This is a genomic window from Alteromonas sp. KUL17 (genome assembly GCF_006538305.1).
Lineage (GTDB): Bacteria > Pseudomonadota > Gammaproteobacteria > Enterobacterales > Alteromonadaceae > Alteromonas > Alteromonas macleodii.
The window spans coordinates 18,452-43,651 of record NZ_BJKJ01000020.1; the positions used below are offsets into that span (position 1 = coordinate 18,452).

At 45.0% G+C, this 25,200-nt stretch carries 21 protein-coding genes; 8 read left to right on the top strand and 13 right to left on the bottom strand.

Going from position 1 to position 25,200, the window contains the following annotated elements:
- The first annotated feature begins 9 nt into the window (after positions 1 to 9).
- From KUL49_RS15680 to KUL49_RS20850, 3 genes are all read left to right on the top strand, one after another.
- A complete protein-coding gene (locus KUL49_RS15680) occupies positions 10 to 1,383 on the top strand; it encodes a cytochrome ubiquinol oxidase subunit I (protein ID WP_014980453.1) in 1,374 nt (457 codons plus the stop codon).
- A gap of 11 nt (positions 1,384 to 1,394) precedes the next feature.
- The gene (locus KUL49_RS15685; RefSeq protein ID WP_131137900.1) at positions 1,395 to 2,402 is read left to right on the top strand and encodes a cytochrome d ubiquinol oxidase subunit II; all 1,008 of its coding nucleotides are present in this window, start codon (positions 1,395 to 1,397) and stop codon (positions 2,400 to 2,402) included.
- Positions 2,403 to 2,776: 374 nt separating this feature from the next.
- Positions 2,777 to 2,941 carry a hypothetical protein gene (locus KUL49_RS20850; RefSeq protein WP_014950935.1) on the top strand — a complete coding sequence of 55 codons (165 nt, stop codon included), beginning with the start codon at positions 2,777 to 2,779 and terminating at the stop codon, positions 2,939 to 2,941.
- A 34-nt stretch (positions 2,942 to 2,975) separates the two neighbouring features.
- Here the strand turns inward: KUL49_RS20850 and KUL49_RS15690 are convergent, their stop codons facing one another.
- From KUL49_RS15690 to prlC, 10 genes are all read right to left on the bottom strand, one after another.
- Positions 2,976 to 3,302, bottom strand: a complete 327-nt coding sequence (locus KUL49_RS15690; RefSeq protein WP_131137901.1) for a hypothetical protein — start codon at positions 3,300 to 3,302, stop codon at positions 2,976 to 2,978.
- Entirely contained in the window at positions 3,302 to 4,570 is a 1,269-nt protein-coding gene (locus KUL49_RS20855; RefSeq protein WP_131137902.1) for a methyl-accepting chemotaxis protein, read from the bottom strand. The genes KUL49_RS15690 and KUL49_RS20855 overlap by 1 nt, the downstream gene beginning before the upstream one ends.
- Before the next feature lie 245 nt (positions 4,571 to 4,815).
- Positions 4,816 to 5,298: an Lrp/AsnC family transcriptional regulator gene (locus KUL49_RS15700; protein ID WP_080752387.1), complete on the bottom strand. Its 483-nt coding sequence runs from the start codon at positions 5,296 to 5,298 to the stop codon at positions 4,816 to 4,818.
- A 118-nt stretch (positions 5,299 to 5,416) separates the two neighbouring features.
- On the bottom strand, positions 5,417 to 6,061 hold the full coding sequence (locus tag KUL49_RS15705; RefSeq protein ID WP_131137903.1) for a hypothetical protein: 645 nt from the start codon (positions 6,059 to 6,061) through the stop codon (positions 5,417 to 5,419).
- 395 nt (positions 6,062 to 6,456) lie between these two features.
- A complete protein-coding gene (locus KUL49_RS15710; protein WP_012519905.1) occupies positions 6,457 to 6,666 on the bottom strand; it encodes a cold-shock protein in 210 nt (69 codons plus the stop codon).
- A gap of 293 nt (positions 6,667 to 6,959) precedes the next feature.
- A complete protein-coding gene (ubiB, locus tag KUL49_RS15715; protein WP_039226723.1) occupies positions 6,960 to 8,588 on the bottom strand; it encodes a ubiquinone biosynthesis regulatory protein kinase UbiB in 1,629 nt (542 codons plus the stop codon).
- Between the two features lie 23 nt (positions 8,589 to 8,611).
- Complete coding sequence (locus KUL49_RS15720; protein ID WP_131137904.1) at positions 8,612 to 9,247, bottom strand: SCP2 domain-containing protein; 636 nt, start codon at positions 9,245 to 9,247, stop codon at positions 8,612 to 8,614.
- On the bottom strand, positions 9,247 to 10,044 hold the full coding sequence (ubiE, locus tag KUL49_RS15725; RefSeq protein ID WP_131137905.1) for a bifunctional demethylmenaquinone methyltransferase/2-methoxy-6-polyprenyl-1,4-benzoquinol methylase UbiE: 798 nt from the start codon (positions 10,042 to 10,044) through the stop codon (positions 9,247 to 9,249). The genes KUL49_RS15720 and ubiE overlap by 1 nt, the downstream gene beginning before the upstream one ends.
- 172 nt (positions 10,045 to 10,216) lie before the next feature.
- Complete coding sequence (locus KUL49_RS15730) at positions 10,217 to 10,918, bottom strand: DNA-3-methyladenine glycosylase I (protein ID WP_101566075.1); 702 nt, start codon at positions 10,916 to 10,918, stop codon at positions 10,217 to 10,219.
- Between the two features lie 6 nt (positions 10,919 to 10,924).
- Complete coding sequence (prlC, locus tag KUL49_RS15735) at positions 10,925 to 12,961, bottom strand: oligopeptidase A (RefSeq protein WP_131137906.1); 2,037 nt, start codon at positions 12,959 to 12,961, stop codon at positions 10,925 to 10,927.
- Between the two features lie 316 nt (positions 12,962 to 13,277).
- Between prlC and KUL49_RS15740 the strand changes: the two genes are divergently transcribed.
- The 5 genes from KUL49_RS15740 (at position 13,278) to gorA (ending at position 19,336) form a co-directional block, all read left to right on the top strand.
- On the top strand, positions 13,278 to 13,838 hold the full coding sequence (locus tag KUL49_RS15740; RefSeq protein WP_014977552.1) for a response regulator: 561 nt from the start codon (positions 13,278 to 13,280) through the stop codon (positions 13,836 to 13,838).
- 23 nt (positions 13,839 to 13,861) lie between these two features.
- A complete protein-coding gene (locus KUL49_RS15745) occupies positions 13,862 to 14,686 on the top strand; it encodes a phosphate/phosphite/phosphonate ABC transporter substrate-binding protein (protein WP_131137907.1) in 825 nt (274 codons plus the stop codon).
- A 10-nt stretch (positions 14,687 to 14,696) separates the two neighbouring features.
- Entirely contained in the window at positions 14,697 to 16,364 is a 1,668-nt protein-coding gene (locus KUL49_RS15750) for an ATP-binding protein (RefSeq protein WP_014977554.1), read from the top strand.
- 70 nt (positions 16,365 to 16,434) lie between these two features.
- Positions 16,435 to 17,742: a response regulator gene (locus KUL49_RS15755; protein WP_014977555.1), complete on the top strand. Its 1,308-nt coding sequence runs from the start codon at positions 16,435 to 16,437 to the stop codon at positions 17,740 to 17,742.
- A gap of 244 nt (positions 17,743 to 17,986) precedes the next feature.
- On the top strand, positions 17,987 to 19,336 hold the full coding sequence (gene gorA, locus KUL49_RS15760) for a glutathione-disulfide reductase (protein ID WP_131137908.1): 1,350 nt from the start codon (positions 17,987 to 17,989) through the stop codon (positions 19,334 to 19,336).
- A gap of 76 nt (positions 19,337 to 19,412) precedes the next feature.
- Here gorA and KUL49_RS15765 read toward each other — a convergent pair whose 3' ends face one another.
- From KUL49_RS15765 to KUL49_RS15775, 3 genes are all read right to left on the bottom strand, one after another.
- Positions 19,413 to 21,659: a molybdopterin oxidoreductase family protein gene (locus tag KUL49_RS15765; RefSeq protein ID WP_131137909.1), complete on the bottom strand. Its 2,247-nt coding sequence runs from the start codon at positions 21,657 to 21,659 to the stop codon at positions 19,413 to 19,415.
- A gap of 130 nt (positions 21,660 to 21,789) precedes the next feature.
- Entirely contained in the window at positions 21,790 to 23,907 is a 2,118-nt protein-coding gene (locus KUL49_RS15770) for a TonB-dependent receptor (protein ID WP_131137910.1), read from the bottom strand.
- A gap of 89 nt (positions 23,908 to 23,996) precedes the next feature.
- Positions 23,997 to 25,127: a PepSY domain-containing protein gene (locus KUL49_RS15775; protein ID WP_131137911.1), complete on the bottom strand. Its 1,131-nt coding sequence runs from the start codon at positions 25,125 to 25,127 to the stop codon at positions 23,997 to 23,999.
- Between the last annotated feature and the right edge of the window lie 73 nt (positions 25,128 to 25,200).

Genomic DNA, 25,200 nt, shown 5'->3' on the forward strand with positions numbered 1-25,200 from the left:
GGGCCTTCTGTGGATGCATTCTTGCTGTCTCGTTTACAATTTGCGTTAAATATTAGTTTTCATATTTTGTTTCCAACCATCACCATGGCGATGGGCTGGTTTCTATTTTACTTTAAGCTGCGCTCTAATATTTCAGGTCACCCTGTGTGGATGCGTATGTATCGCTTTTGGGTACGTGTCTTTGCCCTAAGCTTCGCCTTGGGTGTAGTAAGCGGCGTCACCATGTCATTTCAGTTTGGTACTAACTGGCCTGGATTTATGGAGAAAGTAGGTAATGTGGCGGGGCCACTACTCGGTTATGAGGTACTTACCGCCTTTTTCTTAGAAGCTACGTTTTTAGGCATCATGCTGTTTGGCATACGCCGTGTTCCGAACTGGCTGCATACGGCTTCAACCCTTATTGTTGCACTTGGCACCACTACTTCTGCATTCTGGATACTAGCTTTAAATAGCTGGATGCAAACCCCACAGGGTTTTGAAGTGGTCGACGGCGTTGTGTATGCCACAAACTGGAAAGAAATTATCTTTAACCCGTCTTTCCCTTACCGCTTTGTACATATGATGTTAGCGTCTGGACTGACGGCCAGCTTCCTGATTGCTGGGCTTTCAGCCTACCGCATGCTTAAAGGCGACGACAAGCTTGCGCCTAAGCTCGCGCTTAAAACCGCCACCTATACGGCGGCAGTGTTAATCCCGCTACAAATTTTTGCTGGCGACATGCATGGTTTAAATACGCTTGAACATCAGCCTCAGAAAGTAGCGGCGATGGAAGGACTTTGGGAAACCACTGAAGGTGCACCTTTGTTACTTTTTGCAATTCCTGACGAAGAAAGCAAAGAGAATCATTTTGAAATTCCCATTCCCTATGGCGCAAGTTTAATTCTTACTCACGAACTTAAGGGCGAGATTAAAGGGTTAAATGAGTTTGAAGGAGAGCATCCGCCCGTTGCTCCTGTTTTCTTCGGTTTTAGGGTTATGGTGGGTATGGGCATGTTGATGCTCGCTGTGTCATGGCTTGGCAGTCTTTATCTTATGCGTAACAAAGACTTCCCAATTTGGCTTAAACGCACGTTTGCAGGCATGGCGTTTAGCGGCTGGATTGCTACGTTAGCAGGCTGGTACGTAACGGAAATAGGCCGTCAGCCCTATTTGGTAAGCGGTGTGTTAAGAACCGCTGATGCCGTTACCCAATTGCCACCGGCGAATATTGCTCTGTCTTTCACGCTTTATCTTGTTATCTATACGGTGCTTCTAATCGCATACATGGGAACACTTATGTTGATGTGCAGAAGAGCCGTTGAAATTGAAGAGATAACGACGGAAGAGCGCGAAGTTGCCAAGGCAAAAATGCAACCTACTGACCCAGACCCAAGCACGGTTTAAGGAGAGCAAACATGCTTGAAAATGTATCAGCAGAAATGCTCGGAAATATTTATGTGGGTTTACTTGGTCTATCTGTATTGCTGTACGCCATTTTAGATGGCTACGACTTGGGTGTGGGTGTACTTATTCCGCCAAGAACAGAAGCGTTTCGCGATGACATGATAGCCTCCATAGGCCCTTACTGGGATGCTAATGAGACGTGGCTTGTGCTAGCCATAGGTCTACTGCTTATTGCTTTCCCTGAAGCCCATAGTGAGTTTTTACAAACCTTGTACTTGCCTGCCACCTTTATGTTATTGGGGCTTATTCTGCGGGGCGTAGCGTTCGATTTTCGCGCCAAGGTTGTGCAGGTGAAAAAGCGTAAGTGGGACATGGTATTTAAATACGGTTCGCTTTTAACCACATTAACCCAAGGGTATATGTTGGGTATATACGTGACGGGGCTTCGCACAGATATTTGGGCGCAAGGCTTTGCACTTCTCGCTGCATTTGGCGTGACGGCTGCTTATGCGTTTATTGGCTCGTGCTGGTTAATACTTAAAAGCGAAGGTGAGCTTCAACAAAAAGCGTATTACTGGGCCAGAAGAGGTTTAGGGGTACTGGCAGTAGGGATTGTCGCGGTAAGTATCGCAAACCTAACCTTACACGATGACGTGCGAGATTTATGGTTGTCAGCTCCTTGGGGCTATGTGCTTTTCGCTATTCCAGTAGCGTGTTTTGCGCTCTTAGCACTATGTGGTGTGTTGCTTAAAAAACTGCCTGATGCACAAGGGAAAGGCGAATGGCTTCCGTTCTTTATTGCCCTTCTGGTATTTTTACTTTGTTTCACCGCATTTGGCATAAGCTACTATCCGTTTATCATCCCTGGACAGATGACGGTGATGGATGCGCTTAGTGATGCAAGCTCTCTGCGCTTCTTGCTTGTTGGCGTAGTTATTGTAGTACCTATTATTTTGGCTTATACGGCCATGGTATATAAGATATTCTCTGGTAAATCAGAGAAGCTTTCTTACTACTAGCCTTTGTTAATGGGATCGCAGCAGATCCCAATTACTTGAAACAATAGTGAACATCATTGAAATTCAATGGTGTTCACTTTCTATTCAGCGCTATACTAAACGCTGTACATTGCGAGTTTCTTGCGGTTCCCGACGCATTTGCGGCGACCAGTATCCCCAATTCACGAACTCGATCTGAAAACCTGCGATCAAAAGATGATCCTTTCCCTCGAACAATGTATACCAATGACTAGAGGATGTTTAGTGTTAGCTAGTCTACCCTTAAGGTGTGATCAAAATTTAAACGTTACTTATCGTTAAATATTTTGTTGACATCAAACTGTAATATTACTATATTTTATTTGGGGCAATTTTTAATAGAAGGAGCCAATACCATGGAAAATGTATTCCATTCGTTCTCACGGTTCTTCAAGCGCGCGCACCCCTACACAGTCGCTCACTATATCGGCCGTAAAAATGCGCAGCGTATCTTAGGATGTAAAATCAAAAAGAAATCCAAGATATTCGCCGACCAGCACGTTGAAGACCAAAATCATTAATTTATATGGGGCCCGTCAAACCGGCCCCATTTTTTTAGCTCAATTTAAATCTATTAACGTTTTCCTGAAGGTTCTCAGCCAGACTGAATAAGCTTTTCGCTTCACTATTCACATTGTTATTCGCGGCTTTTACTTGATCGCCCAGCATTTGAAAATCTAGTGCCCCTTCGCGTGCAACTTGCACCTGATCTTTAGCGTGTTGTACAAGAGCCGAAGCCTCATTGCTCACCTCAACTAAAGATAAAATACTTTTGCGTCCGTCTTCCAACGTAATCACCAGCTCATTGGCAAGCCCCAATGCGTTGTGTGCCTTGTCTTTATTCAAAGTCATAGTTTGAACAGAATCACGAATTGACTGCACTATTTTTCTAACATGGCATTAATTTCAACTGTCGATTGATGAGTTCTTGATGCTAGCGTACGCACTTCATCCGCCACCACCGCGAAACCTCTACCCGACTCTCCTGCTCTTGCCGCTTCTATTGCAGCATTAAGTGCCAAAAGGTTAGTTTGATCAGCAATCTCAGCAATGGTTTTCACCACACTCGATACGTTTTTTCCATCGCTTTGCAGCTTATCTAACGTAGTAGCAGTTCTATCAATGTTCAGGGTTAAATCAGAGATGGCGCGCGCTGTGGTTTCCACATCCACCTTACCTTGCGCTATCTGGTGGGCACTACCTTTCGCTTGTTCCGCAGCTTTTATAGATAGAGTAAGGCTTTGTTCCATTTCATGAGACAGGCTATCCATGACAGACACTAACTGCTTGATGTCTCCTTGAAAGCTTAAAATGGCCGTTGAAGAGTGTGACGTAGCACTGTTGAGCGTTTGTGATGAGTGGTTCAGGTCATTCACTGCTTGTTGAAGGTCAGTCATACCTTTATGAAATACGCTTAGTAAGCCTTGAACGCTTTGCGTAATAGCATTGAGTTCTTTTAGATTTTGATTTGGAAGGCTTGAATTTAGATTACGTGTTTTCGAAATTTCGTTAAGTTTATTAGCCATATCTTCGATGGGGTTGGCGATATTTGCTTTAGCAAGTACATAGCCCATAGCAGATACAACGAGCAGTAAGATGATCAAAATAAAAACTGTGAGCTGGCTAACGTTCAGTTCATCAAAGATAGACATGGTACGAGAGTTTGCTGCGCGCTCAACATTTGAACGCAAAGAAGCTAATAGACCATTTAGCTCAGATGCAGCCTCGGTGATATCTTGAAGATTGACTCGCGCTGTATCCCAATCGACTGATGCTGCAGACATGGTGCGCTGTAACGCTTCAGTTAACACAACTAATTCATCGAATTTATCTTTAGCGGCATTGCTTCCCGAATGACTGAATTGGGAAAACCTAACGACCGTCGCGTCAATTAACTGCTCTTTTTGTGTCGTATATTCACTACTATTTATCGTAGTCCCATACAACGAGTAAGCCATGAGCACCAACTCTTTGCTCTGGGCTTGTATGTCATCAATAGCACTTAATGAAGGGAGGGTTTCAGAGATGTAAGCTTCAACTAAGCTTTCTACATTGGCGTTATTTTTTGTCAGTACGACCGCAGCTATCACTGCAACTACGACAACGAGTAGGTAGCCTAATAGAATCCTTTGCTTGATAGTTTTAAACATGACTTCCCCTTATTTTTGAGGGGCACGTCATACTCTTGCCGCATTTTCTAGCGCCCTTTTTTTAGACTTTGTGAAATATAAATAAAGATATTCCACTGTTGAATAAATATAGACCACTCTGTCAGACTTTTTATTTCAAATTTTTATTGCATGATTTGATTGATTTTCATCTCCTTTTTAATAACACAAACTGGAGAATTTATTGCTAGAAAAAGACAAATAAAGTTAGATTCTTTTTAAAATAGTTAAATATGGTTAAGCGGTACCGAGGTTGTGTACTTAATCTGCTCCATTGCAAAGCTTGAAGTGACGTCGGAAAATTCTATACCGTTAACCAATCGCTTATAAAAATGATCAAAGCAATCCATATCGGTAACAAGGACTTTTAGTAGGTAATCGTATTCGCCAGACATACGATAACATTCAACAACTTCATCAAACGACGCGGCGTGCTTGGCGAAACTTGCCAGCCACTTTCCATCATGTCTGCCCGCTTTTACTTGCACGAAAACGGTCATGGCCAGCCCCAGGTGTTTTGCTTGCAACAGCGCTACTCGCCTAGAGATTATGCCCTTCTCTTCTAGCTTTTGAATACGCCGCCAGCAGGGCGTTACCGTAAGCCCAACTTGCTCAGCGATTTCTGCGACAGGCGTGTCAGCGTTATTCTGTAGCATGGCCAAAATGGCTTTATCTATTGTGTCTATACCGCTTATTTTTTCACTACGCATAGTGAGATGTTGCCCTTTATTTCCATGTTCTTAGTTTTGCAGCGAATTACGTCAGGCGCTTTACTTTTAAGGGTGTTGTTTGAAGCCTCTTTTTAATGCCAATAAAGGAAGCCACCATTTAAAGCCACCAAGGCTGAGTAAAGTCCACATTTGTCGGTGCTATTTCGTATTGAAAGGGAGGCGTAAAAACATCCCAAAATGCATCACGCAAGTCTTCATCTATTATGCTAAGTTTGCCTGCATCGCGATAGCGAGATAGCAGTGTATTGTAAGCGTCAATCGGCATTTGCGGGTTAGACTGGCGAAAGATAACACGCCCTCCAAACTCTTCATACATCGCTTTTTCTGTTTGAAACTGTATAACCTGCTTGGCCGCTATCTCTTTAATGGGTTTCGTTGCCGTTTCACTTGAAACCTGACCTTCAAATTTCTCGATAAACTTGCTTACCAGTGTTTGATTAACCGTTATGCCTTTTTGTTTTGCATAGTCCTCTAAAACAAGCTCATAAATTCTGTTAGACGCATTTACACGGACCACATAATTAAGCATACCTGCGTAATTGTCTTTCGCTTGCTGCTTCAAGTTTTTACGTTCTTCTTCACTAGGCACGACGTCTGCCATACGGATTTCAGTATTAAGCACCATTGCTAAAACACCCTGCTCATCGACTTGTCCATTTGCCTGAGCAGCATAAGCAAGGTTTGAACTTAGAATAAGTAGCGCGGTGGCCAATGAAGATCGAATAGTTGATGTCATGCGCATTTAGCACTCCCTGTAGACGTATTATCGCCGCGATTACGAACACTTTGAGTCTCGCTGAGTGGGTAATTAACTGTGCGGACTAGTATTACCCAAATGGGCGTTGTAATGAGTAAAGCATTAAACGCTATGACTACGCAATACCGTGGCGTACTGATATTAGGAATATGCTGCGAGCTTCAAATTTATTGGGGTGAACGAGTGCTTATGTGGTGTAGCCGAGAGAGGATGACGATAGCGACGTAGTAGACTAGCTATTGATGAAAGCGTTATTCGTTAAAAATGATATATACCAAAAGCGGTATGGACTAAAAGCTTCGTCGCGCGTTTAGCGTGAGTGTGGAAATGCAGACAATAGAAAGAAAAACGGCGGTCAAATGACCGCCGTTTTTGAATTCTTAGATAGCTTGCACGTTAGCAGCTTGAAGACCTTTTTGACCTTCTTCAACTTCAAATTCTACTCGCTGACCTTCTGGAAGCGTTTTGTAACCGTCAGAGATGATCGCACGGAAATGAACGAATACGTCCTTACCGCCGTTATCTTGAGTTAGAAAACCGTAACCTTTATCAGCGTTGAACCACTTAACTGTGCCTGTAACTTTAGACATGTCGTATAGACCTCAAATATCGTATTAAATTGCGCATAAGCGCGTGTAACTAAGTTCTTTAGAGTCTTTAAATTGGCGGAGTATTGGGTCTTACTTACGAATGGACAAACAACTTACAACAAATTACCGGGTAACTCGAGTGGTTTAACATATAGCAAATAATACAAAATCGCGTCTCTTTAAAGACTTTGGCTAAAAGCCAAAGCCACTATAACACTCTTCGGGACGATTAATATACAAATTAATTGATAAACTACGGATTTCATAAATATTTCACCGCAGCGTAACAAAAATTAATGCCCTTTCCGCCAGGCTAAATACCAGCAAATTGCGCCAATTACGCCTGTACTTGCAGGGAAATACCAAGATAAATCGTACATTGGCAGTATTGCTGTCATTAACACAAAGGTGGCGCCCACTACGCTTAAATGAGTGGTCTGAGTTGTTTTCTTTTGCTCTTGGAGCAGTGCCAAATGGGCCCTTTGTTGTTGCAATGGCAAGCGCTTCATTTGCTGCAAACTGTCGTACAGCAGATCTGGCATTTCAGGTAGTTTTTCAGACCAGAAAGGTAAGTTGTCTTTCACCTTCCCCATCATGGCGGTAAAGCCAATCTGCTCTTTCATCCAGTTTTCAAGAAACGGCTTAGCGGTTTTCCAAAGGTCGAGCTGAGGATACAACTGACGGCCTAAGCCTTCGATATACAGCAATGTTTTTTGCAGTAGCACAAGCTGTGGCTGCACGACCATATTGAATCGTCGTGCCGTATTAAATAGCTGCAGCAGCACGTTACCAAAGGATATTTCAGCTAGTGGCTTTTGGAATATAGGTTCACATACCGTGCGGATGGCCATCTCGAATTCATCGATATTGGTATCCTGCGGTACCCAACCTGAGTCGGCGTGAAGCTGCGCGACTTTGCGATAGTCGCGGTTGAAGAAGGCAATAAAGTTCTCAGCCAAATAGCGCTTGTCTTCACGGTTGAGCGTACCCACAATGCCAAAATCGATGGCGATATATTTGGGGTTTTCAGGGTGTTCGGTAGATACAAATATATTGCCAGGGTGCATGTCTGCATGGAAAAAACTGTCGCGAAATACCTGAGTGAAGAATACTTCCACACCGCGCTCGGCCAATTTTTTCATATTGGTATTTTGGGTAAGTAATGCGTCTATATTTGAGATTGGCAGACCGTAAATACGCTCCATAACCAACACATTACTGCGGCAATAGTCACTGTAAATTTTAGGTACATAAAGCGCGTCTGAACCTTCAAAATTACGCCCTAACTGAATACCGTTTGCAGATTCACGCAGTAAATCCAGCTCATCAACAATGGTCTTGCGGTATTCCACAACCACTTCGACAGGACGCAGTCGTTTGCCATCAGGAAGCCAGCGTTGAAGCACGTTAGCCAAGCTAAACAATAGCTCCATGTCCGCCACGATGGTATCGCGAATATCTGGGCGCAACACCTTTACCACAACGTCTTCATTGTTAAGCTTTAACTTTGCCGCGTGAACTTGGGCGATAGAGGCAGACGCCAGCGGCGCCTTTTCAAATTCACTGAATAATTCGCTTAAGTCAGAAAGTCCCAACGCTTGCTTGATAATGTCTTGTGCAGCGTCAGATGAAAACGGCGGAACTTTGTCTTGTAAACGGGCAAGTTCGTTAGCAATGGCAGGGGGAAGCAAGTCTCGGCGGGTAGAGAGCATCTGGCCGAATTTAATAAAAACAGGCCCAAGATTTTGTAGTGCAAGGGTAATACGCTCGCCGGCTGACTTGCCCTTGTGCTTGTTTCGCACCCAAAAAATGGTATGACGCATAGCCCGCGCGTACCAGGGTAACCACTTTGCTGGAATAAGTTCGTCTAAGCCGTGTTCCAACAATACCTTGTTAATTCGGTATAACCTAACAATACGCATTTATGAGCCTGTTTCTCTCAATCTTACTTAAATTTTTCTTCTAGGCGGCGCAGTCTCGCATCGGCACTTTCTGCTCGATCGCGAAGCGCATTAACTTCGTCACTAAAGTGCATAACCGCCAGCTTGTGTGCAGCAAGCTGCTTTTCTTCTACTACGGCGTTGCCGAATACCTTCGCCATGGACGCTAGCGCTGACATCGACTTCTCATGCACGGTTTTCACCGTTTTCACGGTCTGATGGGCAATAACATCGTTGGTCTTTTGTGCCAGCAACTCTTCAATGTCGATATCGAGCTGCTGAAACAAGGCACTGACCTGCTGAGCAACATTGAGCTCTCCTTCCAAAAAGAGGGCCTTTTGCTGAATAAGACGAGTCAACTGGCTGGTTTCTTTTAACTCTGGCAAGGTTTGTAGCGACGTTTTAATACAACAGTCTTTCGGCCCAAGGGACGCGACGGCGTCTTCAAACGAGCCTTGTTCGCTGAGTACGTCAATACGGTCAGAAAACGACAGCGTAATACCATGAGGAAGCGGCGAAATGAACGCGGTAAGCCTGGCGCCAGCAAGCGCTTTTAGCCTTACTTCGCTGTCTTCGTCTAAAGACAGCAACTTGTTTAAAACCAATTCAGCCGTTGCGGTAACCAGCGCAGAAGTAGGCATTAAAACTTATAACCTCTATGTAGCGCTACAATACCGCCAGTCAGGTTTTGGTAATCACATTGCTCAAAGCCAGCCTGCTCGAACATCCCCTTCAAGGTTTCTTGATCTGGGTGCATACGTATACTTTCCGCAAGGTATTGGTAGCTTTCTGCATCGTTCGCCACTAGCTGACCCATTTTTGGCAAAATGTGAAACGAGTACATATCGTAAAGTTTGCTGAGCTGCTCTGACGTAGGCTTAGAAAATTCTAATACCAGTAAACGGCCGCCTGGTTTTAACACGCGAAAAATAGAATTAAGCGCGTTTTGCTTTTCCGTTACGTTGCGAAGGCCGAATGCCATGGTCACCACATCAAAATGGTTGTCGGGGAAAGGCAGTGCTTCCGCGTCAGCTTGCACATAATCGATGTTGCTTACCAAGCCGCGATCGCGAAGCTTATCACGGCCTACTTTCAGCATAGACAAGTTGATATCAGCAAGGGTTACGCGCCCTGCAGGACCTACCAAGCGAGAGAACTTAGCGGTTAGGTCGCCAGTACCACCGGCAATATCCAATACTTTATTTCCCGCGCGAACACCGCTGCAGTCTATTGTGAAACGCTTCCATAAACGATGCACTCCCATCGACATAAGATCGTTCATTACGTCGTACTTTGCTGCAACAGAGTCAAAAACATTAGCAACTAAAGAGGCTTTTTGCCCTTTATCCACCTGTTTGAAACCAAAGTGCGTTGTATGCTCAGTAGCATTGTCGATTGCAGAGTCTGCTTGCGTAGCGGGAGTTTGATTGTCGCTCATGACAGTCCTGTAATTTGAATATTTTTATTAATGCCGAAGTGTATAGGATTGTGTGCTCAAGCAAAAGCTTTATGCCTGACTGTCTCCTGATGTAAATCAAGCCTTTGACCTTTACAAAAGCGGAGCCTGCAAGGCACAAGCTCGCTTGTTTAGAAGACTAGAGCAGCTTGCTCTACGCTACCTGATTGTTTGTGCCCCAACTATAGGCAACAATGGCACTGATCTCTTGCAAAGAACGGCCGCTTTCCTCATGCCATTGCGCAAATGCCGCATTGGCCGCCGACAGCGACTTTTTCGAGGTTAAGCCACCGTCGATAATTTCATTCTTTCGCAAGTAATCTTCCACGTCACGAGAGAATAAAAACGTGTCTATACCTAGCGCACGAAGCATGTAGGGGCCGGTGTTGCCACCTAATCGCGCACCGCGTTTTTTCAAAAACGCCCAAAGCTCAGTGATATTGTCTTTTTCAAAGCCTGCTACGAACTTACCAAAGCTGCCGTGCTCCAGGGCTACGTCTTTGATCATCATGGCATTGTCACGCACTGTCATCACTTTTTTATAGTTGCGAACAATGCGCTTATCTGACGCTTTTTGCTCTAGCATTTCATCGGGCATCAACAACACTTTATCAATGTCGAACCCGAAAAATACGGTTTCAAAGTCGGGCCATTTTTGCTCGATAACTCGCCACACGAAGCCCGACTGGAACACTTTTTTGGTCATCGCCGCTAAAAAACGGTCGTCAGGAATTGTTTCAATTTGCGCTTTAGAAAGTGGTGCTTGGAGCATGGCTTCAAGCACCCTTTCACCGCCTTTGCGCTCGCACGCTCGGCGGTAGATAGATTGAAAAGACTCTAACTTAGACTCTTTCATGTGTGCTTAGCCTTTAATACCGCTGTGACGAAGCAAAGCGTCAACTTGCGGCTCGCGCCCTCTAAAAGCAACAAACAAGTCCATAGGAGGCTTACTGCCGCCCATTTCTAAAATGTTTTCTAAGAACGCTTTGCCCGTATCGCGGTTAAAAATGCCATCCTCTTCAAACTTGCTGTACGCGTCGGCAGAAAGCACCTCTGCCCACTTATAGCTGTAATAGCCCGCTGCGTATCCACCAGCAAATATGTGACCAAAGCCGTTTTGGAAACGGTTAAACGATGGAGGAATGACCACGGCCACCTCTTCACGCACTTTATCCAATGTGCCCTGTACGTCTACCTCACTGCCTTTTTCGCTATGCAGTAAGAAGTCGAAAAGACTGAATTCAAGCTGGCGTACCATCTGCATCGCTGACTGGTAATCCCGTGCAGCAAGCATACGCTCCAGTAAATCAGCAGGAAGCGGTTCGCCAGTTTCATAGTGACCAGAGATAAAGTTAAGTGCGTCTTCTTCCCAGCACCAGTTTTCTAAAAACTGACTTGGCAGTTCAACCGCATCCCATGGCACACCGTTAATACCGGATACACCCGCTACGCGCATTTTAGTAAGCATGTGATGGATCCCATGACCAAACTCATGGAACATGGTTACCACTTCATCGTGGGTAAATAACGCTGGCTTATCACCTACAGGTGCGTTGAAGTTACAGGTAAGGTACGCCACGGGCAGCTGTAATTCGCCATCCATTTTTTCACGACGAACTCGACATTCATCCATCCAAGCGCCGCCACGTTTTTTCGCGCGTGCATACAAGTCTAGGTAAAAGCTGCCGCGCATCACATCAGCATCGTCAGTAATGGTGAAGTAACGTACATCTTTATGCCACGTATCAATGCCAGGCTGCTCAATAATTTTTAAGCCGTACAGGCGATGTACAACTTCGAATAAACCAGACAGCACTTTATCTTCAGGGAAATAAGGCCGAAGCATTTCATCAGAAATCGTGTACTTTTCCTGTTTCAGTTTCTCGCTGTAATACGGTAAATCCCATGCCGCTAGCTCGCTGACACCATGCTTGTCTTTCGCGTACGCTCGTACTTCTTCAAGCTCTTTCTCTGCCTGAGGCTTAGACTTAGCCGCCAAATCACGTAAGAAACCGATGACCTGATCGGTAGAGTCTGCCATTTTAGTCGCTAGTGAACGCTCTGCATAACTTGAAAAACCTAACAATTCAGCCAGTTCAGTACGCAGCGTTAAGGTTTCTTTGATTATATCGGTGTTATCCCACTTACCCGCATTAGGGCCTTGATCAGACGCTTTTGTTGCATAGGCGCGATACATTTCTTCGCGAAGTTCGCGATTATCGGCGTAAAGCATGACTGGCAAATAAGACGGAATGTCTAACGTAAACAACCAGCCTTGTAAGTCTTTTTGGTGCGCAGCTTGCGCCGCTGCTTCAAGGGCTGACTCTGGCATACCGGCAAGTTCAGCTTCATCGGTAATGTGTTTAGTCCAGCCCATAGTGGCGTCCATCACATTATTGGAAAAGGTTGATGATAGCTCGCTAAGCTTTGCCTGAATCTCTGCAAAACGCTTCTTTTGCTCTGCGGGAAGCGCTACACCTGACAATGTGAAATCGCGAACGGCGTTTTCAATCACTTTCTGCTGCTCTTCGCTTAGAGTCGCAAATTCGTCAGACGCTTTGAGGGAAGCGTAAGCATTGTAAAGGCCTTCGTGCTGGCCTACCCAAGTTCCGTATTCAGATAATAATGGTAAACACGCATCGTGGGCTTCACGCAATTCATCGCTGCTCACCACGCTATTCATATGAGAAACGGGTGAAAATATTTTACTTAAACGATCATCGGCCTCTTCAAGGCGCAGCACTAAATTCTGGTAAGAGTAATCTTTCGACGCCACGACCTCATCTATTTCGCTTTTGCACGCCGCAATGGCTTTTTCAATTGCAGGCTTGATAGAGGCAGGTTCAATAGCAGAAAAAATTGGTAGACCATCTACCATTTCAATTGCAGGGGTTGTCATAATCTTTTTCACTCTTAACACTTTGATAGAATAATGATGGGGCTTCGCTGATTAAAAGCAAGCTATTGTTTTAGCCACTGTTGACCTATTTTGAACTTACTTGCCGTCAACGTGCATGGATCATGATTGTTGCCTATATTTACGAATTCAATGAATGCCGCTGCACCGTTTTTCTTAATGCCCCTCATAAAACCTGAACAACACAGTCAGCTCCGCCAAGCGCTGTCACAAATGTCACATTTCATCCTTTTGTCTACTTTGTCCCTTCGCTGTTCAGCGTCTATAATTTCGATTAATAAATCTACAAGGCATAGATATGAAAACGTTGACCTCAGGCGAAATAGCCTCGTATTGCGATGTAAATCTGCGCACCGTAATTCGATGGATCGAAAGCGGTAAGCTGAAAGGCTTCAAACTTCCTGGGCGTGGAAACAACAGAGTATTAGTAGAAGATTTTGTCGCCTTTCTTGAACGACACGACATGCCAATTCCCGATTCATTGAAAGGCATTGCCACGCCCTCAATATTAATTGTTGACGATGAAATGCCAGTTGCCAAGTCTATTCAGCGCGTGGCCAGACGGGCGGGTTATGAGTCGTATATCGCTACAGGCGGCTTCCAAGCGGGGATTATGCTGAGCCAATACGAGCCCAAAGTCATGACCCTTGATTTAAGTATGCCAGGCATGGACGGTTACAGCGTTATCGAATTCACGCGAGATCAAAGTAAATATAAAGATCTCAAAATTGTGGTCATATCGGCACTCGATGAAATTAGCCTGGAGCGCGCGCTTGAGATAGGGGCTGATGCCACCTTACAAAAGCCGTTCTCAAACCATGACTTAACAATGGTCCTTGAGCAGTTTATGTCGATGTAAATCGATTTAAAGGGAGTGACATTATGGCTTGGTTATCGCGATTCGCTCTTTTAAGTTTGCTTGTAGGTGTTTTCGCATTACCGACAAATGCTAACCCCCTTACTTTTGCTGTTGTACCTCAACAGTCTGCCAAGAAAATGGCTGAAACATGGCAACCCTTAATCGACTATGTGAGCAATTACACCGGTTTTGAGATTGATTTTAAAACCGCAAAAGACATTCCTACTTTTGAGGCGAATCTCGCCGACGGCAAATATGATATTGCCTATATGAACCCCTACCACTTTGTGGTTTTTAATGAATCTGCAGACTACCGCGCGCTTGCGCGCCAGCGCGATAAAGAAATTCGCGGCTTACTTGTTGTACATAAAGACAGCCCCATACGCTCTCTTGATGACTTAAGCGGTACTGAAGTAGCCTTCCCAGCGCCTGCTGCGTTTGCTGCCACAATTATCACAAGCGCTCACTTACGGATGAAAAAAATTGCTTTTGTACCACGCTACGTCAATTCTCATGACTCTGTATACCTCGCAGTACAACGGGGATTTTTCAATGCTGGGGGTGGCATTGTCCGTACGCTCAACAGTTCACCTGATGACGTTAAACAAGAATTACGCATCCTATGGAAGAGCAAGGGTTATACGCCTCATGCTATCGCAACCCATCCAAATATGGCGCTCGCTGACAGACAAGCTATTCTTAATGCATTACTTGCTTTGTCGAATGACACAAGTAAGTCTTGGATTTTAAAAGGTATTGGGTTTAACGGCTTTATAGCGTCAAACGACAGTGATTGGGACGACGTGAGAGCATTGGGAATAGCATCCCTATCGAGGCCGCATTTATGAGTAGACTCGTATGAAACTGTCGTTGCGTATAAAAACAATAACAGGCATCGCATCAATAGCAGCGCTTTTGCTGCTAGTGCTCATTGTGACGGTGTTTCAGCTACTTAATGACCTTGTCGACAGTAACATAAAGAAGTCAGCCGACACCACGGTTGCCCTTTTTGTTTCGACGACAAAAAATGCCTTTTTAAGCTACGACCTTGCAGCTCTTGATGCCGACGTGTCAGAAATCCTTACCAACCCCAATATTGCTTACGTCAAAGTTAAAGACAAATTAGGCAGAGTTTTCGTAGAAAAGGGTAACACCAACGCACTAAACCGCCCTTTTACTGCCGACACAAGTGTTTCAGACGCTGATGATGGTATTTACGACACCCGAGCCCCCATCATGGTGAACAGGACTTTGTACGGCTATGTAGAGATTGGGCTTAACATTGCTTCAGTAACTGAATCAGTATCGAGGGTGAGAAACTGGACAGTTACACTGGCTTTTCTAGAATTTATTTTGGTCGGATTGTGCTCTTACTTACTTGGCTCTTACCTGATGTCGCAACTTCATCAATTACACGAAGGCGCTAAACGTTTAGGTGATGCAGTGAAAAACAACAGCTATCAAGATGTTTTTGTTCCCGTGCGCGGCACTGATGAGTTAAGCGAACTGGCAGAGGCATTTAATCAACTGGTTGAGCGTTTGAAAGAAGAACATGCGCAGCGTCAATACGCGCAAGATGAGCTTAAAGAGCTTAACACGCTACTTGAAGAAAAGGTTCAGGATAGAACCGCATTGCTGCATCAGAAAAACTATCAACTCCAAGAGGCCAATAAAGATCTAAAAGAGACCCAGGTACAACTACTTCAAGCTGAGAAGATGGCGTCAGTTGGCCAGCTAGCAGCGGGTGTCGCCCATGAAATTAACAATCCTGTCGGTTTTGTCAGCAGCAACATATCCACCTTAAGCGAGTACGTTGCTACCTACCAAATGATATTTTCACAAATTAACGCGGTCCTTAATGAGCAAGACGAGGGTAAGCGTGCTTCTGCCTTGTCAGAACTAGAAAAAATGTTAGCTAATCAGGATATGGCGTTTATCAATGAAGATATCACCGACCTTCTCAGCGATTCGAGAGACGGTTTAAGTCGGGTTGCTGAAATTGTAAAAGGGTTAAAGCTATTCTCTCGTGTAGACAGTGACCACATGCAGCAGCACAACATTAATGATTGTGTACGCACTACCCTTGCCATGGTGAACAACCAATTAAAGTATATTTGCACTGTTGAAACGCATTTAGGCAAAGTCCCTGACGTTGCCATGAATGTAGGCAAGGTTTCTCAAGTTGTTACCAACTTACTCATTAACGCGGGTCAAGCGATAGAGAGCACGGGTAAGAACGGTAAGATAACTATTACCACATGTACTGCGGGCAAGTTTGTCGAGCTTCGTGTAGAAGACACTGGCTGCGGTATTCCATCAAGTCATTTAGACAAACTCTTCAATCCATTTTTTACAACTAAACCTGAAGGGCAAGGCACTGGCTTAGGTCTTTCAATTTCGTTTGGCATTGCTCAGGAGCATGGCGGCACGCTCTCAGCCACCAGTAAAGAGGGAGAAGGAAGCATATTTACGTTAGCGCTCCCCCTTGTTTCACAATCAGACAAAACATTAGAGAGCGAAGGATGAATCAACTAATAGTGTTATCAAGCAGCATTGCGTGTAATAGTTGTAACGTCGCTTATAAGGATAATAATTTATGACAGAGCCTACTACAGAACAAGCCACGACCTACACGGTTCTATTTGTCGACGACGAGCCGAATATCCTTCGCGCTATTAAGCGTGCGCTGTTCACTATGGACATCACCTTACTGCTTGCTGATAGTGGTGCCAAAGCGTTAGATTTAATGAGTAAACACGATGTTCACGTAGTTATTTCTGACATGAAAATGCCGCAGATGTCAGGTGCGGAATTACTCGAGCAGGTCGCTATCAATTATCCCGAGACATTTAGAGTTGTGCTCACCGGCTATGCCGACATTGAGTCAACAATTAAAGCTGTAAACCAAGGCAAGATACACCGTTACCTGCAAAAGCCATGGGACAACCAAGAGCTTATCGCTGTTGTAGAAGAAGGCTTAGAGCGCGTTAAGTTAAAGGCGGAAAACCTTCGTCTACAAAAACTAACACGACTGCAAAATAAAAAGCTACGCGACGTAAATGCCTCACTAGAACAAGTGGTTCAAAAGCGCACGCGCCAAATAAAAGCGGCGCTAAATAAAATCGAAAAACACAACCTTGCAATGGAGCAGGTGCTGTTCAACGTGATAAGCATTAACCCTGACATTAATGGTAAGTTTGCCATTGAGGTTAGCGAGTTGGCATCAAAGCTGGCGCGTATTGCTCGGTTAGAGAAAGAAGAAATCAAACAGGTGCGTTATGCTGGCCTTATCTGCGAGCTTGGGTTACTAGGGCTTGAAAGCGAAGATTTTAAGGCGCCATTTTCAAAGCTTAAATATCAACAGCAGCAAAACTATCTATCGCAAACCAAGCAGGCTGCGTTAATACTTGCTCCGGCTCATGAACTACATCAAGTTTCTGACATTATTGAATTTCAGTTCGAGCACTATAATGGCTCAGGCTTGTATAACAAAGTTGCAAAAGAAATTCCTGCTGGCGCGCGCATCTTGGCCATTGCCCGAGATTACTGGCGCTTAGTAACTGGCAGAATGAGCGGCATCGAAATGAGCCCTCGCGATGCCAAACTAGAAATGAAAAAGCACAGAAACACCCGCTATGACGGTGAATTCTTGGACCTGTTGCTCGAAGCAGAAGATGTAACGACATCTAAACTGCTTTCTACATCATTGAAAGCCTCGCAGCTCAAAGCAGGCATGGTCCTCGCCCAAAATTTGTATAACGATAGTCACATCCTTATCCTTCCCGAGGGACATGTGTTTAGTGATGCCACCATTCAAAAACTCGTACACTTTGAAGAAGAGCGTGGAAAAGCGTTTAGTATTCAAATAGAACCAGAAGAGCTTTCTGCTACTATAAGTGAATAAGCTTTAAAGGTATCGTACTGAAAACAGGACGGGCGATGCATGAATATGCCTCGCTTTACCTTAGCCTTTTAATTAGGCTGCACTGTCCCCATTGATAAACTAAATGAAATTCCCTTAAGCAAATCTCGGTCTTTTGATTACTCTTTATGACGAGACCGATAGAGAATGATTTGCTGTGCGAACCTGTCGAAGGCATTTGTGCTTATCGCTTGCGTTCGCCTAACCGACAAAAAAGGCTTTTTTAATGACACATTTTGATTATATTTGTATTGGCGGTGGCAGCGGTGGTATCGCATCCGCAAACCGTGCAGCTAAACACGGAAAGAAGGCCGCTATCATTGAAGCGAAAGATATTGGCGGTACGTGCGTGAACGTTGGCTGCGTGCCTAAAAAAGCCATGTGGTACGGAGCCCAAATTGCTGAAGCTGTGCACCGCTACGCACCTGAATACGGGTTCGATTTGTCGGTAAATCACTTTAGCTGGGACAGCCTGATTGCCAGCCGCCAGGCCTATATTGAGCGTATTCATGCCTCGTACGACCGCGTGCTTACTGCAAACGACGTTACCTTAATTCGCGGTTTTGCGAAGTTTATTGATAACAACACGGTAGAAGTCAACGGCGAAAAGTACACGGCTGATCATATTACGATTGCTGTAGGCGGCCGCCCAATCATCCCAGATATTGAAGGTGCTGAGTACGGTATTGATTCTGATGGTTTCTTTGCCTTAAAAGAGCAGCCGAAGCGCGCTGTCGTGGTTGGCGCAGGCTACATTGGGGTTGAACTGGCAGGCGTTCTTCACGCCCTTGGCACAGAATCGCACCTGGTAGTTCGCAAACACGCGCCGCTTAGAAACTTCGACCCGCTTATTCACGAAACTTTGGTTGACATGATCCACGCTGAAGGCTGCAAATTGCACGACCATGCAAGCGTAGAGAAAGTGGAAAAAGCTGACGATGGCGAGCTATCAGTACACTTAACCAATGGTGAAGTGTTAAAAGCTGACTGCCTGATTTGGGCTATTGGCCGTAAACCCTCTACCGACAAAATTGATATTGAAAATACCGACGTTGAACTGAACGACAACGGCACGGTTAAAGTAGATAAATATCAAAACACCACGGCAAAGAATGTCTACGCGGTTGGTGATATTACCGGTGAAGCAGAGCTTACTCCGGTGGCAGTTAAAGCGGGTCGCTTGCTAAGCGAACGCTTATTCAACGGCCAAAAAGACGCCCATATGGATTACTCGCTTATTCCAACCGTTGTGTTTAGTCATCCACCCATTGGCACTATTGGCTTAACCGAGCCAGAAGCCATTGAAGAATACGGTGAAGATAACGTTAAAGTGTACACCTCTAGTTTTGCGTCTATGTACACCGCGGTAACCCGCCACCGCCAAATGACAAAGATGAAGCTGGTATGTGCGGGTAAAGACGAAAAAGTGGTAGGCCTTCACGGTATTGGGCACGGCATGGATGAAATTCTGCAAGGCTTCGCCGTTGCCATAAAAATGGGCGCGACTAAAGCTGACTTTGATGCGTGTGTAGCTATTCACCCTACCAGTGCAGAAGAGTTTGTTACGATGACCTAGAGAGACGCGCTCAATTGAGCGCTTTCTCACAAAAGCCGGCATTAGCTTATTAGTTAATGTCGGCTTTTTTATGTGTTTAACTTACTTTTTCTAGCTCCACGGGCACGCCATTTAGCACCGCATTTCCCGATAATTCGTCTACCTGTAAATCGTCAGTAAGAATATTGGTGTTTACCCCAGGGTGCTGACTTGCCACAGACAACTTTATGCCTTTTTTGTTGTGCCCCCATCCATGGGGAATAGATACCACGCCGGGCATAATTGCATCTGTGATTTCAGCCTCTATGGTTAGCCGGCCAACCCGCGATTTCACACTTACCTCATCGCCATCTGTAATGCCGTATTTTGACCCGTCATCAGGGTGAAGCTGCAGCGTACATCGGTTGTTGCCTTTCACCATACGAGGGCTGTTATGCAGCCACGAATTATTGGTTTTAATATGTCGGCGCCCTATCAAAACAACGAACTGATTTTGCGGCGCAACACGGTTCGCTTTTCCAAAGAAATGCGCGTTAACCCTGTCTAAATCAGCCATGAAGTAATCAAAATCTAAGTGAATCTTCTTATCTTCATGAAACAAGGCATGAGGCAAAGACGGCTGTAGCGGCCCCAAGTCGATACCGTGTGGGTGTGCTTTAAGCGTATCAATCGACAATCCGCCTTCCGGAATAGCGGTTGGAGTTTCGCTTAATTTTGCCTCAACTTTTTCGCTTTTACTTGCTGCTCGACCATAAAGACCTGCTTGCAACAAATCATCGACCACACCTTTAGGCTGCTTGTCCCAAAGCGCAGCATAGTGTGCGGTGTTTTTTCCGTTTAGCGCATCGAGCCTTTCGGCTAACGAAAGATATATTTGCCAGTCGCTAAGCTGGTCTTCGTCAATGTCTACCACCGCTTCGGAGTACTTAGCAAAATTTCGCACGGCAAAGTTGTGAAAAACAATGTCGTAATGGTCGCGTTCTAGCGCGGTTACCGGAGGAAGGATCACATCAGCATGACGGGAGGTTTCGGTAACGTAAAAGTCCACCGCAACCATAAAATCGAGTTGAGAAAATGCTTTATCAAGCTGTTCTGCATTTGGCGTAGTGACCACAGGATTACCTGCACCAATTACCATGGCCTTAATTTGTCCTTCTCCCGGGGTTAAGATTTCCTCGGCTAAACACGCTACCGGATACTCACCAGCAAACGCCGGAAGCCCTCTTACGCGAGAGGTAAATCCGCCCATGCTGCCCTTGCCTGATACAGGTAATACGTCAGCGGCTGGCTGAGTAAACATCATGCCACCCCGCTTATCTAGGTTTCCGGTGAGCATATTAAACAGCATGATGAGATACTGAGTGAGCGTACCAAACGCTTGTACGCTAGCCCCCATCCTTCCATAACAAACTGCAGACTCAGCATAGCAGAAGTCCAAAACAAGCTGAGTGATTTGTGAAGCTGTAATACCAGTAAGCTCGCTCACCTTTTGTGGTGAATAGTCGCGAACGTATTTTTCGACCGCTTTTATATCCTCGGCATAAGGTAAAATTTCATCCGCCTTGTATAACTGCTTTTCAAACAATACATGCAGCATAGCTAGCAGTAACAGCGCGTCACTGCCTGGACGAATAAAGTGATGTTCACAGCTGATATCGGCAGTTTCGCTGCGTTTAGGGTCGATGACGACGACCTTTCCTCCACGTTTTTGAATGCCCTTTAAACGCTTTTTCACGTTTGGCACGGTCATAATGCTGCCATTAGAGGCCAGCGGATTCCCGCCGATGATCATAAAGTGCTGCGTGTGATCAATGTCAGGAATGGGAATTTGGGAGATATGACCAAAAAGTCGTCGACTAACAATATGATGGGGCAACTGGTCAACTGAGGTAGCGGAATAGCGGTTGTGCGACTTGAGGGCACGATAGAAATACGGTCCGAATAATATTGAGCCCATATTGTGCGCATTAGGATTTCCTAAATACACACCTACCGCATTATTGCCGTGTGCCTGCTGGATGTGGTGTAACTTGCTTGCGACCAAATCAAAGGCTTCATCCCACCCTATCTCTTCCCATGCGCTGTCTTCCCAGGTGCAGTCTTCCGATGCACTCGCCTCGCCGTCAATTCGTACCCTTTTTACCGGGCGCTTCAAGCGGTCAGGATCGTCGTACAAGTCTTTTAACGCACTCGCTTTCGGGCAGATATGACCTTGGCTAAATGAGTTTTCTTTATCCCCTTTTATTGACAGTATCTGACGGCCTTTCGTCGCTACCTCAATACCACACATTGCTTCACAAAGCGTACAAGTAGAATAATGCAATTGTTGTTCAGCGTTGCTCACGGTAATTCCTACACAATTCATTGTTAATGAGTTGTTACGAAATTAGCGATTATTGCTGTAATAGACAAGCATCACTGAAAGTGATGATAAAGAGAAGGCACCTCGCCACAATTAGACGAGGTGCTATTGGTTAGAAAGAGTAAGTCACACCAAGGGTTGCTGTGGTGCCTAATCCTTTAATATTGTAGCCACCGTAAGTATACGACTGAGCGCGCGCAGGATAGTAGTCGCTGTTAAACAGGTTCTCGACACCCATAAACGCATTCCAGTTTTCAGCGAACTGGTATTGTCCACTTAGGTTAACAATATTGTAGCTCGATATAGGTCCTTGATCGCCCACATAGTCGCCGTCAGCATTTGGCGAGAAGCGTTTACGATCACCCACATACAGATAGCTAACTGTTAACGATAAAGTGTCTGATGGCTTCCAGTTTACGTTTGCCGTTGCTTTGGGTGGACTAATTTGGCGAGAGCCAAGGTACACATCAGCTTCGGTATTTTTCCCTTCAACGTAACTATATGTGGCTACCACGTTGAGCGTTTCAGAGATTCGATAGTCTACTAAGCCTTCATAACCCCAAATTTCCTGTGGTGCGCGTACAGGCTCATACACACCTGTCACTTCGTTGAAACTATTGGTCGTACCAAGTTCAGATGTACTTCTGTAAGCCGCAACTTCAAGGCGTACCTGGTCGAAAAGAGAAGTGAAACCCACTTCGTAGTTATCGATGATAGAAGCTTCCGTTTGAATAAGACCAATATCATCTACCGTTGCAGCGCGCAGTAGGCGGCCAATGTCAGCGATATCTGAACCTTGCGAGTAATTGAAAAACGGGCTAAAGCTGTCGCTCCAGTTATACTTAATTGCAATGTTATAAGTGGTTGCGTCATAATCTATAGTGTCCCCCTTAACTTGAAGAGGAACAGAGCATTGAGTTTCAGAGCGACAGAGCTTCAGTGTTTCGTAGTCATCAACCGATAAATCGATACTTTCCCTTCTCACACCTGCCTTTACAATAACGTCGTCTTGAATTACCCACTTTGTTTGTAAAAAGCCAGCTAAGCTGTCCATTTCCATTTCAGGAACCCACACGCGCCCATCAACCAGCGGCTGTGAGGTAGTGTCTTTTAGCGCGTCGATACCATAGATAAACGTGGCTTCTACGCCATCGAAATCAATGGCAGTATTAAACGTCGCGCGAGCGCCGCGCTTTTCAGAGCGAATAATAGACTGGCCGCCGTCGTAGCCTTCATCCGGATTCGCTAAGTTAGGCGAAAAGAAGAATACGTTCTCAATATCTTGCGAGTACACATCAAGCGTCATTTCACTGTTTGCAAAGATATTACTGTCTGTGTATTTCAGGGTGATGTTCTCATTTCCATCAGGCCCCTGAGGTTTCCCGCGTTTTTGCAACGCTTCAGGTACGTGAATAGCGTAGGTTTTCACGCCTTCGTTGATGTCTCCGGGAACATCTCCCAAATCAGTTTTTTGTTGAGAGCTAAAGTAGTTGTAGCTAAATTGAAGGCGTTTCTCTTGATCGAAATCGTAACCTAATTTGGTAAAGTAATTCTGTGTTTCAGCGTCTGACAGGCCGTACTGCAAACCTAAGATGTCGCCTTCTGCATCGCGCTGAACGCCGTTTCCCTCGTAACTGGCGGTAACAAGGTAATCGAAATTCTCCACCTTGCCGTTAATCGCAGCTGAAATACGCGCACCGGCTGACTCTTCAAGCTTCACTGCGCTAAAACGTGAAGACAAACTCACTTGGCCCTCATGCGTGTCTTGCGCTGTTGCTTGTTTGGTAATGTAGTTGATAATTCCGCCCGACGCTCCGTTACCATAAACAGACGTGGCGCCCTTGATTACCTCAATTCTAGCAAGCGCGCTAGGGTCAATCGTTTTCACACCTAACGAGCCATTTCTAAGTGGCGTGGACTGAGGCACACCGTCAATCATCACAAGCGGAGCTCGTCCGCGCAAAGACTGGCCAGTATTGCTCGAACTACCTGTATCTGGAGCTAAGCCCGGCACCATCTGCGCTAACAAGCTCTGTAACTCGGGGTTTACCTTCAGGTGATCTTCAATCTGCTTTCTTGAAATAACGGTGATTGACGCTGGTACTTCATCAATACTTTCAATAACACGGCTTCCAGAAACGATAATACGTTCCATATCCTTTTGGGCATCATTAGCAAAAGAAGGCGCACTAACGGCTAAGGCAATGAGCGTGAGCGATGGTCTAAACATGAAAACTCTTTTAAGAAAATAAAGTTACGAAAGGCGCGTTATACTAAAGGTGTAGAAGAGCAATGTAAAGATAATGAAAATTATTCTCATTATCTAAAATGGCGTTTATACCAAAAGTAAAACCCTGTTATCGTAAAAAACGCTGGGAGTAATGCGATAAATAACCAGATAAATTCAAGCAATGGGCCCGCGAAATCACCAATGTGAAACTTGTATTTGAAGTTCCAAATCTGCGTCGCTACGTTCGCTTTTGATGCATCGTAATAACCCGTTATTTCTCCATTTTGAGGGTTTGTCCAAACCCAGCTGTAGGCGTGAGACTCGCCGGGGTTTTGCATTCTGAAACCTAAGTGTTCGCCTGAATTTTTTGGGAAGTAAATGCGAAATAGTGACGCATTGGGAAACACCGCTATGGCGTTTTGATAAGATGTATCGATAGCCACTGAAGCACTACTAGCATCGGGGGATAACGGTTCAGGTACTGGCCTTTTCTCAACTTTTGAAAAAGTAACGGTTTCCACCACCTGCTGCGTAGCGCTTTTCCAATTAAACGCCATGCCACTAAAAGCGATGAGTATTAGTGGTATAGCCAAATAAACGCCCAGCACTGTATGAAGTTGATACATGAGAATTCGAAACTTGGCGCGGCGTTTAATCGCAAGGCGTTTTATTCTATTTTTTGGCTTTACCCAAAGGTAAAAACCCACAATTACTTCAAGAAGTAGAACTAAGGCACTAACAGACACCCAATTTCTAAGTGGCTTTTCGTTGTCACCATCTTGATACAACAGCCATCGATGGATAGCCATGGTGAACCCATAAAACGTACTGTAATAATCGTATCTATGAAGTATTTCGGCAGAGTTGGGGTTTACGCTTACGTATTCGCCATTGTTGAGCTTCCCTTGCCAAGCGAGCTCAGGGTCTGACTCGGGCATTAAAAGCTCGACTTTCTGACCCGTCTCGTCTTCCAGCGCATTCACTATGTAAGAAAGGGGTAAGGGCGATTCGTGAGATTCTATGGTCCACTTCTCTGGTTGGACAAAGGTTTGGATATCTTTTGCATAAATTAGCAATGCACCGGTGATGCTAAGGCAAATAATAAATAACCCACATACCAGCGCTAATAGAAGGTGCAGTCGTCGTACCCAAAGTTTCAAAACAGCGCTCACAAATTGCGAAATAAACGCGAATAGTAACGATTCTCGAAAATTGGTCAATGAAAGTTAAACGCTAAAATCGTGCTTACAATCGCATAAGCTAAATGAATCTATCCTACTTTGCAGTAAGATT

Bases quoted from the DNA above. Each gene is read 5' to 3' on its own strand.
- KUL49_RS15750 (WP_014977554.1), top strand. From the start codon at position 14,697: ATGAAACTGTCGTTGCGTATAAAAACAATAACAGGCATCGCATCAATA.
- ubiB (WP_039226723.1), bottom strand. From the start codon at position 8,588: ATGCGTATTGTTAGGTTATACCGAATTAACAAGGTATTGTTGGAACAC.
- KUL49_RS15700 (WP_080752387.1), bottom strand. From the start codon at position 5,298: ATGCGTAGTGAAAAAATAAGCGGTATAGACACAATAGATAAAGCCATT.
- KUL49_RS15720 (WP_131137904.1), bottom strand. From the start codon at position 9,247: ATGCCTACTTCTGCGCTGGTTACCGCAACGGCTGAATTGGTTTTAAAC.
- KUL49_RS20850 (WP_014950935.1), top strand. From the start codon at position 2,777: ATGGAAAATGTATTCCATTCGTTCTCACGGTTCTTCAAGCGCGCGCAC.
- ubiE (WP_131137905.1), bottom strand. From the start codon at position 10,044: ATGAGCGACAATCAAACTCCCGCTACGCAAGCAGACTCTGCAATCGAC.
- KUL49_RS15770 (WP_131137910.1), bottom strand. From the start codon at position 23,907: ATGTTTAGACCATCGCTCACGCTCATTGCCTTAGCCGTTAGTGCGCCT.
- prlC (WP_131137906.1), bottom strand. From the start codon at position 12,961: ATGACAACCCCTGCAATTGAAATGGTAGATGGTCTACCAATTTTTTCT.
- KUL49_RS15740 (WP_014977552.1), top strand. From the start codon at position 13,278: ATGAAAACGTTGACCTCAGGCGAAATAGCCTCGTATTGCGATGTAAAT.
- KUL49_RS20855 (WP_131137902.1), bottom strand. From the start codon at position 4,570: ATGTTTAAAACTATCAAGCAAAGGATTCTATTAGGCTACCTACTCGTT.
- KUL49_RS15730 (WP_101566075.1), bottom strand. From the start codon at position 10,918: ATGAAAGAGTCTAAGTTAGAGTCTTTTCAATCTATCTACCGCCGAGCG.
- KUL49_RS15745 (WP_131137907.1), top strand. From the start codon at position 13,862: ATGGCTTGGTTATCGCGATTCGCTCTTTTAAGTTTGCTTGTAGGTGTT.
- KUL49_RS15755 (WP_014977555.1), top strand. From the start codon at position 16,435: ATGACAGAGCCTACTACAGAACAAGCCACGACCTACACGGTTCTATTT.
- KUL49_RS15685 (WP_131137900.1), top strand. From the start codon at position 1,395: ATGCTTGAAAATGTATCAGCAGAAATGCTCGGAAATATTTATGTGGGT.
- KUL49_RS15710 (WP_012519905.1), bottom strand. From the start codon at position 6,666: ATGTCTAAAGTTACAGGCACAGTTAAGTGGTTCAACGCTGATAAAGGT.
- KUL49_RS15705 (WP_131137903.1), bottom strand. From the start codon at position 6,061: ATGCGCATGACATCAACTATTCGATCTTCATTGGCCACCGCGCTACTT.
- gorA (WP_131137908.1), top strand. From the start codon at position 17,987: ATGACACATTTTGATTATATTTGTATTGGCGGTGGCAGCGGTGGTATC.